At 64.8% G+C, this 16,123-nt stretch carries 14 protein-coding genes; 10 read left to right on the top strand and 4 right to left on the bottom strand.

The genetic code is table 11. The annotated features are described in order from the left end of the window. Positions 1-100 precede the first annotated feature (100 nt). From uvrC to BH93_RS14095, 10 genes are all read left to right on the top strand, one after another. A complete protein-coding gene (gene uvrC, locus BH93_RS14140) occupies positions 101-2,191 on the top strand; it encodes an excinuclease ABC subunit UvrC (RefSeq protein ID WP_032403662.1) in 2,091 nt (696 codons plus the stop codon). 83 nt (positions 2,192-2,274) lie between these two features. After that, positions 2,275-3,141 (top strand): RNase adapter RapZ, encoded by an 867-nt coding sequence (gene rapZ, locus BH93_RS14135; protein ID WP_037174302.1) that lies wholly within the window; start codon positions 2,275-2,277, stop codon positions 3,139-3,141. Further along, a complete protein-coding gene (locus tag BH93_RS14130) occupies positions 3,138-4,163 on the top strand; it encodes a gluconeogenesis factor YvcK family protein (RefSeq protein ID WP_032377821.1) in 1,026 nt (341 codons plus the stop codon). The genes rapZ and BH93_RS14130 overlap by 4 nt, the downstream gene beginning before the upstream one ends. Then, positions 4,154-5,137, top strand: a complete 984-nt coding sequence (gene whiA / locus BH93_RS14125; RefSeq protein ID WP_032377822.1) for a DNA-binding protein WhiA — start codon at positions 4,154-4,156, stop codon at positions 5,135-5,137. Before BH93_RS14130 ends, whiA begins: the two co-directional genes overlap by 10 nt. Positions 5,138-5,257: 120 nt before the next feature. After that, on the top strand, positions 5,258-6,277 hold the full coding sequence (gap, locus tag BH93_RS14120; RefSeq protein ID WP_032365753.1) for a type I glyceraldehyde-3-phosphate dehydrogenase: 1,020 nt from the start codon (positions 5,258-5,260) through the stop codon (positions 6,275-6,277). 5 nt (positions 6,278-6,282) lie between these two features. Continuing rightward, a complete protein-coding gene (locus BH93_RS14115) occupies positions 6,283-7,494 on the top strand; it encodes a phosphoglycerate kinase (protein WP_032377823.1) in 1,212 nt (403 codons plus the stop codon). Between the two features lie 3 nt (positions 7,495-7,497). Continuing rightward, on the top strand, positions 7,498-8,283 hold the full coding sequence (gene tpiA / locus BH93_RS14110) for a triose-phosphate isomerase (RefSeq protein WP_032377824.1): 786 nt from the start codon (positions 7,498-7,500) through the stop codon (positions 8,281-8,283). 118 nt (positions 8,284-8,401) lie between these two features. Beyond that, complete coding sequence (gene secG, locus BH93_RS14105; RefSeq protein ID WP_027497008.1) at positions 8,402-8,635, top strand: preprotein translocase subunit SecG; 234 nt, start codon at positions 8,402-8,404, stop codon at positions 8,633-8,635. A gap of 51 nt (positions 8,636-8,686) precedes the next feature. Further along, on the top strand, positions 8,687-11,518 hold the full coding sequence (gene ppc, locus BH93_RS14100) for a phosphoenolpyruvate carboxylase (RefSeq protein ID WP_165712712.1): 2,832 nt from the start codon (positions 8,687-8,689) through the stop codon (positions 11,516-11,518). A 101-nt stretch (positions 11,519-11,619) separates the two neighbouring features. Beyond that, complete coding sequence (locus tag BH93_RS14095) at positions 11,620-11,781, top strand: hypothetical protein (protein ID WP_155290944.1); 162 nt, start codon at positions 11,620-11,622, stop codon at positions 11,779-11,781. A gap of 10 nt (positions 11,782-11,791) precedes the next feature. Here BH93_RS14095 and pgl read toward each other — a convergent pair whose 3' ends face one another. From pgl to tal, 4 genes are read right to left on the bottom strand one after another with little or no spacing between them, the layout of a single operon-like run. Next, positions 11,792-12,538, bottom strand: coding sequence for a 6-phosphogluconolactonase (pgl, locus tag BH93_RS14090; protein ID WP_032377825.1), 747 nt, complete (start codon positions 12,536-12,538; stop codon positions 11,792-11,794). Beyond that, entirely contained in the window at positions 12,531-13,439 is a 909-nt protein-coding gene (gene opcA, locus BH93_RS14085; RefSeq protein ID WP_170944819.1) for a glucose-6-phosphate dehydrogenase assembly protein OpcA, read from the bottom strand. The genes pgl and opcA overlap by 8 nt, the downstream gene beginning before the upstream one ends. Beyond that, positions 13,436-14,992, bottom strand: coding sequence for a glucose-6-phosphate dehydrogenase (zwf, locus tag BH93_RS14080; RefSeq protein ID WP_032377827.1), 1,557 nt, complete (start codon positions 14,990-14,992; stop codon positions 13,436-13,438). Before zwf ends, opcA begins: the two co-directional genes overlap by 4 nt. A 6-nt stretch (positions 14,993-14,998) precedes the next feature. After that, on the bottom strand, positions 14,999-16,123 hold the full coding sequence (gene tal, locus BH93_RS14075; RefSeq protein WP_032403373.1) for a transaldolase: 1,125 nt from the start codon (positions 16,121-16,123) through the stop codon (positions 14,999-15,001).

Below are 16,123 nucleotides of genomic sequence, written 5' to 3'. Positions count from 1 at the left end.
CCGATCAGGACTGACCCAGCAGGACTGGCGTAGCAGGGCATGCACCACACCTGAGCTGCGGATGCGGAGAACGTCGGACCCGACGGCTAACGTGGATGCCGTGTCCGACCCCGCTACCTACCGCCCGGCCACCGGAACCATCCCGGTGGAGCCGGGGGTGTACAAATTTCGAGATCCGCATGGTCGCGTCGTCTACGTGGGTAAGGCCAAAAGCCTCCGCAGTCGGCTCAATTCCTACTTCGCCGACGTCGCCTCGCTGCATCCTCGCACCCGCCAGATGGTCACCACCGCGGCGTCGGTCGAATGGACGGTCGTCACCACCGAGGTAGAGGCACTGCAGCTCGAGTACAACTGGATCAAGGAATTCGATCCGCGATTCAACGTCCGCTACCGCGACGACAAGAGCTATCCGATGCTCGCGGTGACGATGAACGAGGAATACCCACGTCTGTTCGTGTACCGCGGACCCCGCCGCAAGGGCGTGCGCTACTTCGGCCCGTACGCCCATGCGTGGGCCATTCGCGAGACGCTGGACCTGTTGCTCCGGGTGTTCCCCGCGCGCACGTGCTCGACCGGAGTGTTCAAGCGGCACAACCAGATCGGCAGACCCTGCCTGCTGGGGTACATCGACAAGTGTTCGGCACCGTGCGTGGGCCGGGTCAGCGCGGAGGAACACCGCCGCACCGTCGAGGATTTCTGCGACTTTCTGGCCGGTAAGACCGACAAGCTCGTGCGGCAACTCGAGAAGAAGATGCAGGCGGCATCCGAGGACTTGGACTTCGAGACCGCAGCGCGCCTGCGCGACGACGTCGGCGCACTGCGTCGAGCATTGGAGAAGCAGGCGGTGGTGCTCGGCGACGGTACCGACGCCGACCTCGTCGCGTTCGCCACCGATGCCCTCGAAGCTGCCGTCCAGGTGTTCCACGTTCGCGGGGGCCGGGTTCGTGGACAACGTGGCTGGGTGGTGGAGAAGGCAGGCGAAGTGATCGAGCGGCAGGACGAGGCCGATCTGCCCGCATTGGTCGAGCAGTTCCTCACTCAGTTCTACGGCGAGCAGGCCGCGCTGACTGCGCAGGCACCGGGTGGCGACGACGGCGGTTCCAATGCAGTTCCGCGCGAAGTGCTGGTGCCCGTTCTGCCCGACAATGCCGACGAGGTCCAGACGTGGCTCAGCGAGCTTCGGGGGTCCAACGTGACCCTGCGCGTTCCTCAGCGCGGCGACAAGAAGGCGTTGGCCGAGACCGTCGAGCGCAACGCCAAGGAGGCCCTGCAGCAACACAAGCTGAAGCGAGCGGGAGATTTCACGTCGAGATCTGCTGCGCTGCAGGGGATTCAGGAAGCTCTCGATCTCGATTCGGCACCGCTGCGCATCGAGTGCATCGACATCTCCCACGTACAGGGAACCGATGTGGTGGCCTCTCTCGTCGTCTTCGAGGACGGGCTGCCTCGCAAGAGCGACTACCGCCACTACGCGATCAAGGAAGCGGCCGGTGACGGGCATTCCGATGACGTCGCCAGCATTGCCGAGGTGACTCGGCGTCGATTCCTCCGACACTCCGCCGATGGGTCGACCGAAGCGAGCGGAGGCGATCTGGCTCCGGAAGCCGCGCTCGATCCTCAGACCGGCAGACCTCGAAAGTTCGCCTACCCACCGAACCTGTTCGTCGTGGACGGCGGTGCCCCTCAGGTGGCCGCAGCCGCGGCTGTGCTGGACGAACTGGGCGTGACCGATGTGGCGGTGGTCGGTCTCGCCAAGCGACTCGAAGAGGTGTGGGTGCCGGGCGAGGAGGATCCGGTCATCCTGCCGCGAACGAGCGAGTCCCTCTATCTGCTGCAGCGAGTTCGCGACGAGGCGCACCGATTCGCGATCACGTTCCACCGCAGCAAGAGGTCTCGTCGGATGACGGCCTCGGCACTGGATTCGGTCCGTGGACTCGGTGAATCGCGGCGAACGGCCCTGGTCGCACACTTCGGTTCGGTAGCCAATCTCAAGCGCGCGACGGTCGCGGAGATCGTCGAGGTGCCGGGAATCGGTGAGACCACCGCGAAGTCGGTGCTGGCGGCGCTCGGTTCGGACACGGACGACGCCGATGTAGGCGATGATGGCAACGCAACTGCAACGACATCGGGCGAGAACACGACGGAACATGCGATCGCGCCGCGCGTGGAATCGGCGGGACAGGCTTCGTAGTGAGCGAACACCAGACACAGAGACATCCGCCGTCCGACGAGCACCTCGAGCCGTCTGCCGAGGCGGAGTCTCGGCACGACGGGATAGAGGTGGCGTTGGTCACCGGCGTCTCCGGCGCAGGGCTGCGCACCGCGGCCAAAATTCTCGAAGACCTCGGCTGGTACGTCGCGGACAACCTGCCCCCCGAGCTCATCTCCAAGATGGTCGACCTCGGACTCGAGTCCCAGCCCCGCATCGAGCGACTCGCGCTGGTGATGGATGTCCGAAGCCGTCTGTTCACAGGGGATCTGGGCTGGGTCGTCAAAGAGCTCGACTCCAAGGGTGTGCGCAACCGAGTGCTGTTCCTGGACGCGTCCGACGCCGTGCTCATTCGCAGATTCGAGTCCAATCGGCGCAGCCATCCGTTGCAGAACGACGGTCAGGACGGAACGCTGACCGAGGGCATCACTGCCGAACGGTTGCGGCTCGCCCAGGTCAAGGCTGCGGCCGATCTGACGGTCGACACCACGTCGCTCTCCGTGCACCAGCTTCGACGCAAGATCGAGACGGTGTTCGGTGAAGCGAACACCAGTGGCGTCGGCGTCACCGTGCAGTCGTTCGGCTTCAAGTACGGCTTGCCGATGGACGCCGATCTGGTCTGCGACGTCCGCTTTCTGCCCAATCCACATTGGGTGCCCGAGCTCCGCGACCACACGGGACAGGACGCAGACGTACGCGATTACGTCCTGGGGCAGGACGGAGCCCGCGACTATCTGCAGACGTACACGCACCTGCTGAATTTGACGATCGAGGGATACGTGCGGGAAGGCAAGAGGTACATGACGGTAGCCGTGGGCTGCACCGGAGGTAAGCATCGAAGTGTTGCGATGACCGAGGCGTTGGCAGGAATTCTCGCCGAGCAGGGTGATGTGTCCGTGCGCGTGCTGCACCGGGATCTGGGTCGCGAATGAGCGAGTTCGACACCGCAACGCAGGAACCGGGCCCGAAGATCGTCGCCCTCGGGGGCGGTCACGGTCTGTACGCCACCCTGTCCGCGGCCAGGCTGCTCGGCCACGACGTCACCGCCATCGTCACAGTCGCCGACGACGGAGGATCGTCGGGGCGGCTGCGGGCCGAGCTCGGCGTCATTCCGCCCGGAGACCTACGGATGGCGCTGGCTGCACTGGCGCGCTCCGACGAACGAACACAGCTGTGGACCGATGTGCTGCAGCATCGGTTCGGGGGTACCGGTGCGCTGGCCGGACACTCGGTGGGCAACCTCATCCTCGCCGGACTCACCGAGGTGCTGGGAGACCCCATCGCCGCCCTCGACGAGATGGTGCGGATGCTCGGAATCGACGGCCGAGTGCTGCCGATGTCGCCCATCGCACTCGACATCGAAGCGGACGTCTCCGGCCTCGAGGACGACCCGCGAGTCAGCCGCGTCATTCGCGGACAGGTCGCGGTGGCGACGACCCCCGGCAAGGTTCGGCGCGTGCGGTTGCTGCCACCCGACCCGCCTGCCTCGGCAGATGCCCTCGCGGCGATCGACGAGGCCGACCTGGTGGTGCTCGGTCCCGGATCCTGGTTCTCGAGTGTCATTCCACACGTTCTGGTGCCGGATCAGCTGGCCGCCCTGGCACGTACTTCCGCGCCGAAAGTGCTCGTGCTGAACCTGGCGCCGGAGCTGGGGGAGACCACCGGATTCTCCGCCGAGCGCCATGTCCACGTACTCTCCCAACACGCACCTGATTTGGGAATCGACTACGTGTTGGTCGATTCCGCCTCGGTCCCGGAGGGCAGCAACCGCGAACACGTAGCGCGGGCAGCGGCCCGGCTCGGTGCCGAGGTCGTTTACGTCGATGTTGCCGAAAACGGCACTCACGCACATCATTACGGAAAGCTTGCTGCAGCTCTCGGCTCCATCGTGACGCCCACCGGCGGCACTGCACCGACTGCTGCAGGCAGAGAGGGGATCACTTCGTGGCCATGACAGCGGAGGTCAAGGACGAGCTGAGCAGGCTCACCGTCAGTCAGGTCAGTTGCCGCAAGGCAGAGGTGTCCGCTCTCCTGCGATTCGCCGGTGGATTGCACATCGTGGCCGGTCGGGTGGTGGTCGAGGCGGAAGTGGATCTCGGGTCCATCGCGAGGCGGCTGCGTCGCGAGATCTTCGAGCTGTACGGCTACTCCTCCGACGTGCACATGCTCGGTGCCGGCGGACTGCGCAAGACCTCGCGTTACGTGGTCCGGGTGGCCAAGGACGGGGAGGCCCTGGCTCGCCAGACCGGACTGCTGGATCTGCGCGGGCGCCCGGTTCGTGGACTGCCCGCCCAGGTGGTCGGTGGCACGGTGGGGGATTCCGAAGCTGCGTGGCGCGGTGCGTTCCTCGCACACGGCTCGCTCACCGAGCCGGGCCGATCCTCGGCGCTCGAGATCAGCTGCCCAGGACCGGAAGCAGCTCTGGCGCTCGTCGGAGCAGCCCGCCGACTCGGAGTGGCCGCGAAGGCCCGCGAGGTGCGCGGAACCGATCGAGTGGTGGTGCGCGACGGTGAGGCGATCGGAGCGCTGCTCACCCGCATGGGAGCACAGGACACCAGGCTCGTCTGGGAAGAACGTCGAATGCGGCGCGAGGTGCGAGCCACGGCGAACCGACTCGCCAATTTCGACGACGCCAACCTCCGGCGCTCGGCGCGGGCGGCCGTTGCCGCCGCAGCGCGGGTCGAGCGAGCCCTGAACATCCTCGGTGAGGACGTGCCGGATCATCTTGCTGCTGCGGGTTCGCTCCGAGTACAGCATCGCCAGGCTTCCTTGGAAGAACTCGGGCAGTTGGCCGACCCGCCGATGACGAAAGACGCGGTGGCGGGCCGAATCCGACGTCTGCTGTCCATGGCCGACCGCAAGGCGAAGGAAACCGGCATTCCGGACACCGAGTCCGCGGTCACCGCGGAACTGCTCGACGAGGCCTGACCGCCTCCGACGAGTGATGCGCGCGCTCTGCCTGCGCGCACACTAGGGTGGGAACCGCGTGTGGCACCCCGCATGCAGGCATGACCAGACATCTGTTTTCACAACTTTTAGGAGCGAACAGTGACGATCCGGGTAGGCGTCAACGGCTTCGGCCGCATCGGGCGTAACTTCTTCAGGGCTGTCGACGCGCAGAAGGCGCTCGGTACCACCGACATCGAAATCGTTGCTGTCAACGACCTGACCGACAACGCATCGCTCGCACACCTGCTCAAGTACGACTCGATTCTGGGCCGCTTGCCGCACGATGTCTCGCTCGAGGGCGAGGACACCATCGTCGTCGGCGGACAGAAGATCAAGGCGCTGTCGCTGCGCGAGGGCCCGTCCGCACTTCCGTGGGGTGACCTGGGCGTCGACGTCGTCGTCGAATCGACCGGCATCTTCACCGACGCTGCGAAGGCACAGGGCCACATCGACGCCGGTGCCAAGAAGGTCATCATCTCCGCGCCCGCCAAGGGTGAGGACATCACCATCGTGATGGGCGTCAACGACGACAAGTACGACGGCAGCCAGAACATCATCTCCAACGCGTCGTGCACCACCAACTGCCTCGGCCCCATCGCCAAGGTTCTCGATGACGAGTTCGGCATCGTCTCGGGCCTGATGACCACGATCCACGCGTACACGCAGGATCAGAACCTGCAGGACGGCCCGCACAGCGATCTGCGTCGCGCCCGCGCTGCAGCGCTCAACGTCGTCCCCACCGGTACCGGTGCAGCCAAGGCCATCGGCCTGGTTCTCCCGCAGCTGCTCGGCAAGCTCGACGGCTACGCACTCCGGGTGCCGATCCCCACCGGCTCGGTCACCGACCTGACCGCTCTGCTGAAGAAGAAGGCCAGCGCGGACGACATCAACGCCGCGATGAAGGCAGCTGCGGAAGGCCCGCTGAAGGGCATCCTGAAGTACAACACCGATCCGATCGTGTCCTCGGACATCGTCACCGACCCGCACTCGTCGATCTTCGACGCGCCGCTGACGAAGGTCATCGACGACCAGGTCAAGATCGTCTCCTGGTACGACAACGAGTGGGGCTACTCCAACCGCCTCGCCGACCTCATCGGTCTCGTCGGCAAGTCCCTCTGACACCGATGGCTGTCAAGACACTGCAGGATCTGCTCGATGCCGGTGTCGAAGGCCGTGGCGTCCTCGTGCGATCGGACTTCAACGTCCCGCTCGAGGACGGCACGATCACCGATCCCGGCCGTATCCAGGCGTCGATCCCGACTCTCCGAGCACTGGTCGAGGCGGGTGCCAAGGTCATCGTCACCGCCCATCTCGGTCGTCCCGACGGCAAGCCCGACGCGAAGTACAGCCTGGCTCCGGTCGCAGCGAAGCTCGGCGAGCTGCTCGGACGCCACGTTCAGCTCGCAGGCGACGTGGTGGGTCAGGACGCCGAGGCTCGCGCCGAGGGCCTGACCGACGGCGACGTGCTGCTGCTCGAGAACATTCGCTTCGATCCGCGCGAGACCAGCAAGGACGAGTCCGAGCGAGCTGCTCTGGCTCGTGAGCTCGTCGCGCTGGCCGGCGACGACGCGGCATTCGTCTCCGACGGATTCGGCGTCGTGCACCGCAAGCAGGCGTCGGTCTACGACGTGGCGCAGTTGCTGCCGCATTACGCGGGCACCCTCGTCGCTGCCGAGGTCGAGGTGCTGGCCAAGCTCACCGAGGATGCGGCACGTCCGTACGCGGTGGTGCTCGGCGGCTCCAAGGTCTCGGACAAGCTCGGCGTCATCGAGGCGTTGGCTCCCAAGGTCGACACCCTGGTGATCGGCGGCGGCATGGCCTTCACTTTCCTTGCGGCACAGGGTTATTCGGTTGGAAACTCGCTTCTTCAGGAGGATCAGATCGGTGTCTGCAAGGATTTGCTCGAGCGCTTCGGTGACGTGATCCACCTTCCTGTCGACATCGTCGTGGGAGACAAGTTCGCGGCGGATGCCGAGGCGAAGACCGTGAAGGCCTCCGAGATTCCGGACGGCTGGATGGGTCTGGACATCGGTCCGGACTCGGTCAGTCGTTTTGCGGTCGTGCTCTCGAACGCCAAGACCGTCTTCTGGAACGGACCGGCCGGCGTGTTCGAGTTCGACAAGTTCTCGGCCGGCACCAAGGGCATTGCGGAAGCGATCATCGGAGCCACCGAGAAGGGCGCGTTCAGCGTGGTCGGCGGCGGCGACTCCGCGGCGGCCGTGCGCACCCTCGGGTTGCCCGACGACGGCTTCTCGCACATCTCCACCGGAGGCGGTGCATCCCTCGAGTACCTCGAAGGCAAGCAGCTCCCCGGTCTATCGGTCCTGGAGGCATGACGCATGGCACGTAAGCCGCTCATCGCGGGCAACTGGAAGATGAACCTCAACCACCTCGAAGCCATTTCGCTGGTGCAGAAGATCGCTTTCTCGTTGCCCGAGAAGTACTTCGACAAGGTCGACGTGACGGTGATCCCTCCGTTCACCGACATTCGCAGTGTGCAGACGCTGGTCGAGGGCGACAAACTGCTGCTCACCTACGGTGCGCAAGACGTGTCGTCAGAGGACAAGGGTGCGTTCACCGGCGAGATCAGCGGTTCGATGCTGGCCAAGTTGGGATGCACCTTCGTAGTGGTGGGTCACTCCGAGCGGCGCACTCTGCACAGCGAGGACGACGCCGTCGTGCTGGCCAAGACGAAGGCGGCGCTGAAGAACGGCCTCACCCCGATCGTCTGCATCGGTGAGGGGCTGAACATCCGCGAAGCCGGCGAGCACGTGGCCTACAACGTGGCTCAGTTGCGTGGTTCGCTCAGCGGCCTGTCGGCCGACGACATCTCCAAGGTCGTCATCGCCTACGAGCCGGTGTGGGCGATCGGCACCGGTCGGGTCGCGTCGGCATCGGACGCCCAGGAAGTGTGCGGGGCGATTCGCGAGGAACTGAAGGCACTGTCCTCGGACGACGTCGCGGCGGGCGTGCGGGTGCTGTACGGCGGCTCGGTCAACGCCAAGAACGTCGGCGAGATCGTCGGCCAGCCCGATGTCGACGGTGCCCTGGTCGGGGGAGCGTCGCTCAAGGCGGACGAATTCGCCACGCTGTCGGCTATCGCCGCAGGTGGACCCCTGCCCTGATCGGTCATCGGCAACGCCGACCGAACGATTTTCGGACACCTCGCTTCGGCGGGGTGTCCGAAGCCGTTCGTGGGGCCAGGTAGGCTGCTGGAGGCATCGAATCGAGTTTGAGGTGGACATGGATCTGTTTCTGGATATTCTGCTGGTCATCACCAGTCTGGCGTTGATCTTGCTGATCCTGCTGCATCGCGGCAAGGGTGGCGGATTGTCCAGTCTGTTCGGTGGCGGAGTGCAGTCCAGCCTGTCCGGTTCCACGGTCGTCGAGAAGAACCTGGATCGTCTGACAGTGTTCACCGGCCTGATCTGGCTCATCGCGATCCTCGGAATCGGCCTGGAGATCAAGTACACCTGATCCACTTCGGCTCCGAGTGCGAGTTGGTGACGAAGCGACGATACTGGGTGGATGAGCGAATCCTCCTACGAGTCAGTCGGTTCCCCAGCCTTCGTCCCACCGACAGCTCAGGGTCGAGAGTTGACCGAGCCTCTCCGTGAGGACATCCGCTACCTCGGCGGCATCCTGGGTGAGATCATTCGTGAGCACGAGGGCGACGACGTTTTCGAGCTGATCGAAGCGGCGCGAGTCGAATCCTTCGCGGTTCGCAGGTCCGAGATAGAGCGTGACGACTCGGTCGGTCGGTACACCGATGTGGAAGTGGTGCAAGCGGTTCCGCTCATCAGAGCCTTCAGTCATTTCTCGCTCCTGGCCAACCTCGCCGAGGATCTGCACCGCGAACGTCGTCGTGCGATCCACCTCGATCGCGAGGATCCGCCACAGAACAGCAGTCTCGACGCAACATGGCTGAAGATCGATGCTGCGGCCCCGACGCGCGAGCAGGTGGCCGCGGCGTTGACCGATGCGTTGGTGGCTCCTGTCATCACCGCCCATCCCACCGAAACACGCCGACGGACCGTCTTCGACGTGCAGTCGAAGATCACCGAACTGATGCGCCGGCGCGATGTGGCCACGGCAGCTCTCGAGGGCAAGGCTGCGAGCGCGACGAAGGAATTGGTCGTCATCGACGTGCAGATTCGACGGCAAGTGCTGACCCTGTGGGAGACCGCTCTGATTCGGTTGTCGCGCTTGCGAATTCAGGACGAAATCGAAGTCGGCCTTCGCTATTTCGAGTCCTCGCTGTTCGACGTCATGCCGGCCCTCAATGCCGATGTGCGCGCAGCGCTGCGAGCACGGTGGCCCGAGGACGACCTGCTGCCCCGCCCCATCCTTCGCCCGGGATCGTGGATCGGCGGCGATCGAGACGGCAACCCGAACGTCACCGGAGAAGTGGTGCACACCGCGACGCACCAGGCGGGCTACGTCGCCTTCGAGCACTATCTGGACGAATTGGTGGCGCTGGAGAAGGAACTGTCCATGTCTGCGCGTCTGGTCGACGTGACCGAGGAGCTGACGGCTCTGGCCGGTGCATCGGCGGAACCGGACGATCGGCGGGCGGACGAGCCGTACCGGGTAGCCGTCGTCGGTATCCGGGCCAGACTGACTGCCACCGCTCGTGCTGTGCTCGACGCGGTTCCGGTGTCCGGCATCGACCTCGGAGCGAAGAAATACAACGGTCCACAAGACATTCTCGACGACCTCGACGTCATCGATCGCGCCCTGCGGGCCGACGGAGACGGATTGATCGCCGACGATCGCCTGCTCCGGCTCAGGCAATCGGTCGAGACGTTCGGATTCCATCTGCAGGCTCTGGACATGCGGCAGAACTCCGAGACACACGAGGAAGTGGTCGCCGAGCTGCTGGCGTGGGCCGGTGTACACCCGGACTACATGTCCCTCGGGGAGGATGAACGGGTCTCCGTACTGTCGCAGGAACTCGCCACTCGGCGCCCGCTCATCGGCCCCAATGCGCAGCTCAGTGAACTCGCCACCAAGGAACTGGGCATCGTCAGGGCAGCCAAGGAAGCCATCGACCACCTGGGACCCGACACGATCCAGAACTACATCATCAGCATGTGTCAGTCGGTCAGTGACATGCTCGAGGCTGCCTTGCTGCTCAAAGAAGCCGGCATCTTCGACCCCGGCACCGATGGGGCGTCGCCTACGTCCACGGTGGGTGTGGTGCCGCTGTTCGAGACCATCGAGGATCTTCAGCAGGGCGCAGCGACGTTGCTCGCCACCCTCGACGTTCCCATCTACCGCGCTCTGGTGGCCGGGCGCGGCATGAATCAGGAAGTCATGCTCGGGTACTCGGACTCGAACAAGGACGGCGGGTATCTCGCAGCCAACTGGGCCCTGTATCGCGCCGAGCTGGATCTGCTCGAGGCATCACGCAAAACGGGTATTCGGCTGCGGCTCTTCCACGGTCGCGGCGGCACGGTCGGCCGCGGCGGCGGTCCCAGCTACGACGCCATTCTGGCGCAGCCGCCCGGCGTGGTGCAGGGATCGCTTCGACTCACCGAGCAGGGTGAGATCATCGCGGCGAAGTACGCCGAACCGTCCATGGCGCGCCGCAACCTCGAATCCCTCGTCGCGGGAACCCTGGAATCGACTCTCCTCGATGTCGAGGGCCTGGGTGACGGCGCGGAGGCTGCCTACGACATTCTGGACGATCTCGCCGCGAAAGCCCGCGCGGCATACGGCCGTCTGGTGCACGAGGAGCCCGGATTCGTCGAGTACTTCCGCACCTCGACGCCGGTCGCCGAGGTCGGTGAGCTCAACATCGGCTCGCGGCCTGCGTCACGGAAGCCCACGAACTCGGTGTACGACCTCCGAGCGATCCCATGGGTGATGTCGTGGAGTCAGTGCCGCGTCATGCTGCCCGGTTGGTACGGCACCGGTTCTGCGTTCGAGGAGTGGGTAGGCGACGACGACGGCAAACTCGAGGTGCTGTCGGATCTGTACCGCAAGTGGCCGTTCTTCCAGACCGTCCTGTCCAACCTCGCGCAGGTGATGGCCAAGTCCGATCTGGGGATCGCGGCCCGGTACGCCGAACTGGTGCCCGACGCAGACCTACGGGCGCGGATCTTCGGCATGATCGAGGCCGAACACGCCACCACCGTCCGGATGTATCTGAAGATCACCGGCCACAGTCGTCTGTTGGAAGACAACCCGTCGCTCGAGCGCTCGGTGCACAACCGGTTCCCCTACCTGGAACCGCTGAATCAGATGCAGGTCGAGATGTTGCGACGCTATCGCAACGGTGACGACGACGAACGCGTCAAGCGCGGCATCCTGCTGACGATGAACGGCCTCGCGACGGCACTGCGGAACAGCGGCTAGCCTCGGGCTCCGCCCTCGTGCGCGTTTTGCGTAGTCCTGAACGCGCAAAACGCGCACGAGGGGCGAGGAACCGGTGGGTATCCGCTCGCGTCCAACGATGTATGAGGCAGTGCAGCAACGACACCGATGCCTGGCGCGACGGATCCGCCTACCGCACCAGCGGTAGGCGGATCGGTCACCCGGAACCAGGACGTGCCTGGGACGCCGGCTACAACGACGGCGAGCGGCAGGGACGTGACCCCGACGTTGCCGAGACCGACTAGTCGTGGGGGATCAGACGGTGTCCAGCTTGGAGGCTGCGCCGGAGTCGAGGAACCACACGGTCGATTCGGTACCCAGTGCGCCGGCCGACGGGACCTCGTCCGAATCGGCCCCACCCACCGCGGCTGCGACAGCGTCGGCCTTGTTCGCCCCGGATACGAGCAGCCACACGTGCTGTGCGCGGCGAACCGCGGGCAGCGTGAGCGTGATGCGAACCGGTGGGGGCTTGGGGGAGTCTTCGACGGCAACGACATAGCGATGCTCTTCGCGCACGGCATCCGTATGGGGGAACAGCGAGTTGATATGACCCTCGCCTCCCATACCCAACAGGTGGATGTCGAATGCCGGTGTCGGCTCTCCCTCGGAGCGAGAATGCAGGATCTGCGCATACGTCGCTGCGGCCACCTCGGGGTCGCTCCCGTGTGGCCCGTCGGACGCAGCCATTCGAAAGACTCGATCAGGATGAACGTCGACGTGATCCAGCAGTGCCTCGGCGGCCTGAACCTCGTTGCGCTCCGGGTCACCCGAGGGCAGGAAGCGCTCGTCGCCGAAGTAGATGTCGACCTTGCCCCAGTCGATCGATCCGGAATCGTGGCGCAGCGCTTCCAGTAACGCAATGCCCGTGCCACCGCCGGTGAGCACCACCGAAGCCGAGCCTCGCTCGGCCTGCGCGGCGGTGACGACCTCGACGAAGCGAGATCGCGCGGCATCGACCAACGCCTGCGCGTCCAGGTACTGAAGGATCGATGTCTTACTCATAGCTCACTTTCGACAGTCCGTGCAGGGCAAGCTCGTAGATCTCGTCGGTGTCGAGTCGGCGCAGTTCCTCGGCCAGGCACTCTCGCGTGTTGCGCCGTGCCAGTGCGACTTCGGCGTCGGGCTGGCCGGTGCGCCGTAACGTTGCGGTCTTCCCGGTCTGCGGACGCGTCAGCGAGATACTGCTGCTCTCTCTGATCAGCTCCACTTTCAGCTCACCCGCGCGGCGATACACCGGCACGTCGAGTTTCGCGGCAAGCCAACCGGCCAAGATGTCGAGTGCCGGCTCCTCTGCCAGTCCCGACACCGTGGCCGAGACGACGGCCTCGAACGGAGCCTGGTCCAGGGCCGTGGCCAACAGACCGCGCCAGTACGTGATGCGACTCCAGGAGAGATCGGTGTCGCCCTCGGTGTAGCTGCTCAGCCGTCCCTTGATCGCAGCTGTAGTGTCGGGCGAATTCGTGGCATCGGTGATCCGTCGAATTGCCAAGCGTCCCAGCGGGTCCTTTGCTGGAACGGCCGGTGCTTCGTCCGGCCACCACGCCACGATCGGAGTGTCGGGCAGCAGGAACGGGATCACCACACTGTGTTCGTGATCAGCGAGTTCGCCGTTGAGACGCAGCACCACGACCTCCGACGCACCGGCGTCACCCCCGACGCGGATCTGTGCGTCGAGGCTCGACTCGGCCGATCGGTCGCCGTGGATGAGCACGATCACGCGGCACGGATGCTCGCGGCTCGCTTCGTTCGCTGCGTCGATCGCCCGTTCGGCTTTCGCCGGATCGCGACTGGCGACGATCAACGTCAACACGCGGCCGATGGTCACCGCACCGCCTGCCTCGCGAACCTCCACCAACTTCTTGCCGACCTCGGCCGTCGTCGTGGCGGGGATGTCGACAATCACGGCATTCTCCATTCGCGTCCGGTGCGCTGCATCATCTCGTCACCCGAGGAGGGACCCCAGGTTCCGGCCTCGTACGGTTCCGCGGTTCCGCCCGAGGCCCAGAAGTCGAGAATCGGATCGAGAATCTTCCACGACAGTTCGACCTCGGCGTTGACGGGGAAGAGCGAAGGCTCACCGAGCAACACGTCGAGAATGAGACGCTCGTACGCTTCCGGCGAGGATTCCGTGAATGCCTGCCCGTAGCTGAAGTCCATGCTGACGTCGCGCACCTGCATGCCCGATCCGGGAACCTTGGAGCCGAACCGCATGGTCACACCCTCGTCCGGCTGAACTCGAATGACCAGCGCATTCTGGCCGAGCTCCTCGGTCATCGTGGCGTCGAAGGGAAGGTGTGGTGCGCGCTTGAACACCATCGCGATCTCGGTGACTCGACGACCGAGTGCCTTGCCGGTGCGGAGATAGAACGGCACTCCACCCCACCGTCGAGTGTCGACCTCGAGGGTGATGGCCGCGTAGGTTTCGGTGTTGGACTCGGAGTCGAAACCCTCTTCCTCCTTGAGCCCCTTCACCTTCTGGCTGCCCTGCCACCCCGCGGAGTACTGACCGCGGGCGGACGTCCGATCGAGCGGCTCGGCGAGTTTCGTGGCCGAGAGCACCTTGATCTTCTCGGACTGCAGCTCCTTGGGGTTGAAGCTGACCGGCTCCTCCATCGCCGTGATGGCGAGTAGCTGGAGAAGGTGATTCTGGATGACGTCGCGGGCTGCACCGATGCCGTCGTAATACCCTGCGCGACCGCCCAATCCGATGTCCTCGGCCATCGTGATCTGAACGTGGTCGACGTAGTGTGCATTCCAGATCGGATCGAACAACTGGTTCGCGAAGCGCAATGCCAGAATGTTCTGCACTGTCTCCTTGCCCAGGTAGTGATCGATGCGGAACACGGTGTCCTCGGGAAACACTCGATTCACGATCGCATTGAGTTCTTTCGCACTCTGCAGGTCGTGGCCGAACGGCTTCTCGATGACCACCCGTCGCCAATTCCCGTCCTGGCTCTGAGCCAGACCGGAACGCGACAGTTGCTCGAGCACAACGGGAAACGCGCTGGGCGGGATGGACAGGTAGAAGGCGTGGTTGCCCCCGGTGCCGCGGGTTTCGTCCAACTCGGTCAGAGTTCGTGAGAGCTCGTCGAAGGCATCGTCGTCGTCGAACGAACCTTGAACGAATCGGAACCCCTCGGCGAGGGTGTTCCATACCTCTTCGCTGAACGGAGTTCGCGCGTGATCACGAACGGAATCGTGCACGATCTGTGCGAAATCCTGGTTCTGCCATTCCCGCCGGGCGAACCCGACCAAGGCGAAACCGGGGGGTAGCAGCCCCCGGTTCGCCAGGTCGTACACCGCAGGCATGAGCTTCTTACGAGCGAGATCGCCGGTCACTCCGAAGATGACCATGCTGCACGGGCCCGCAATGCGGGGGAGCCGCTTGTCTCGCGCGTCGCGGAGTGGGTTGAGCCAATCCGCTGAATGGAGAGGTTCGGTTTCTGCGGTGGGCACAGTCGGTCAGCTCTTCTGACCCGCTTGGCGCAGCTGCTCTCCGGTGGCCTCGAGCAATTCGTTCCAGGCCGACTCGAACTTCTGCACGCCTTCGTTCTCCAACGTCAGGAAGACATCGGTGATGTCGATCCCGAGAGCCGAGATGCGATCGAAGATCTCCTGCGATTCCGGTCCCTTGCCCGAAACGGTATCGCCGACGATCTCGCCGTGATCGGCAACCGCGTCCATCGTCTTCTCCGGCATGGTGTTCACGGTGTTGGGAGAGACCAACTCGGTGACGTACATCGTGTCGGGGTAGGCGTCGGACTTGACACCCGTCGAGGCCCACAGCGGCCGTTGCGGACGCGCGCCGCTACCGACGAGCTCGCGGAACCGAGGAGCGACCTCGAAGACCTGCTGGTACGCCACGTAGGCGAGACGCGCGTTGGCCAGAGCGGCCTTGCCCTTGAGCTCTTCGGCGTCCGGCGTGCCGATCGCGTCGAGCCTGGAATCGATCTCGCTGTCGACGCGGGATACGAAGAACGACGCCACCGAGTGGATCTTGTCGAGATCGTGACCGGCAGCACGCGCGGCCTCCAGACCTTCGAGGTAGGCGTTCATCACCAGCTCGTACCGCTCGACGGAGAAGATGAGCGTCACGTTGACACTGATACCTTCACCGACCACCTTGGCGATGGCAGGGATGCCTTCTTCGGTCGCCGGAATCTTGATCAGCAGATTGGGTCGGTCGACGATCTTCCAGAGTTCGACGGCCTGCTCGTACGTCTTGTCCGCGTCGTGGGCCATGCGGGGATCGACCTCGATGGATACGCGTCCGTCGACGCCTGCGCTGGCCTCGTACTGGGGCATCAGGATGTCGCACGCCTCACGGACATCGTCCGTGGTGACGGTGCGGATCGTGGTCTCGACGTCGGCACCTTCGCCGGCCAGCTTGGTGACCTGCTCGTCGTAGGCGTCGCCCTTGCTCAGGGCGGCCTGGAAGATCGACGGGTTGGTCGTGACGCCCACGACGCTCTTGGTGTCGATGAGGTCCTTCAGGTTGCCCGAGCGGATGCGGTCACGAGAGAGGTCGTCCAGCCATACCGAGATACCTGCTGCGGAGAGCTCTGCGAGATTCTTGTTCTGGGTCAT

Source organism: Rhodococcoides fascians A25f, from assembly GCF_000760935.2.
Classification (GTDB): domain Bacteria; phylum Actinomycetota; class Actinomycetes; order Mycobacteriales; family Mycobacteriaceae; genus Rhodococcoides.
This window is presented reverse-complemented; position numbering and strand designations above follow the sequence as displayed.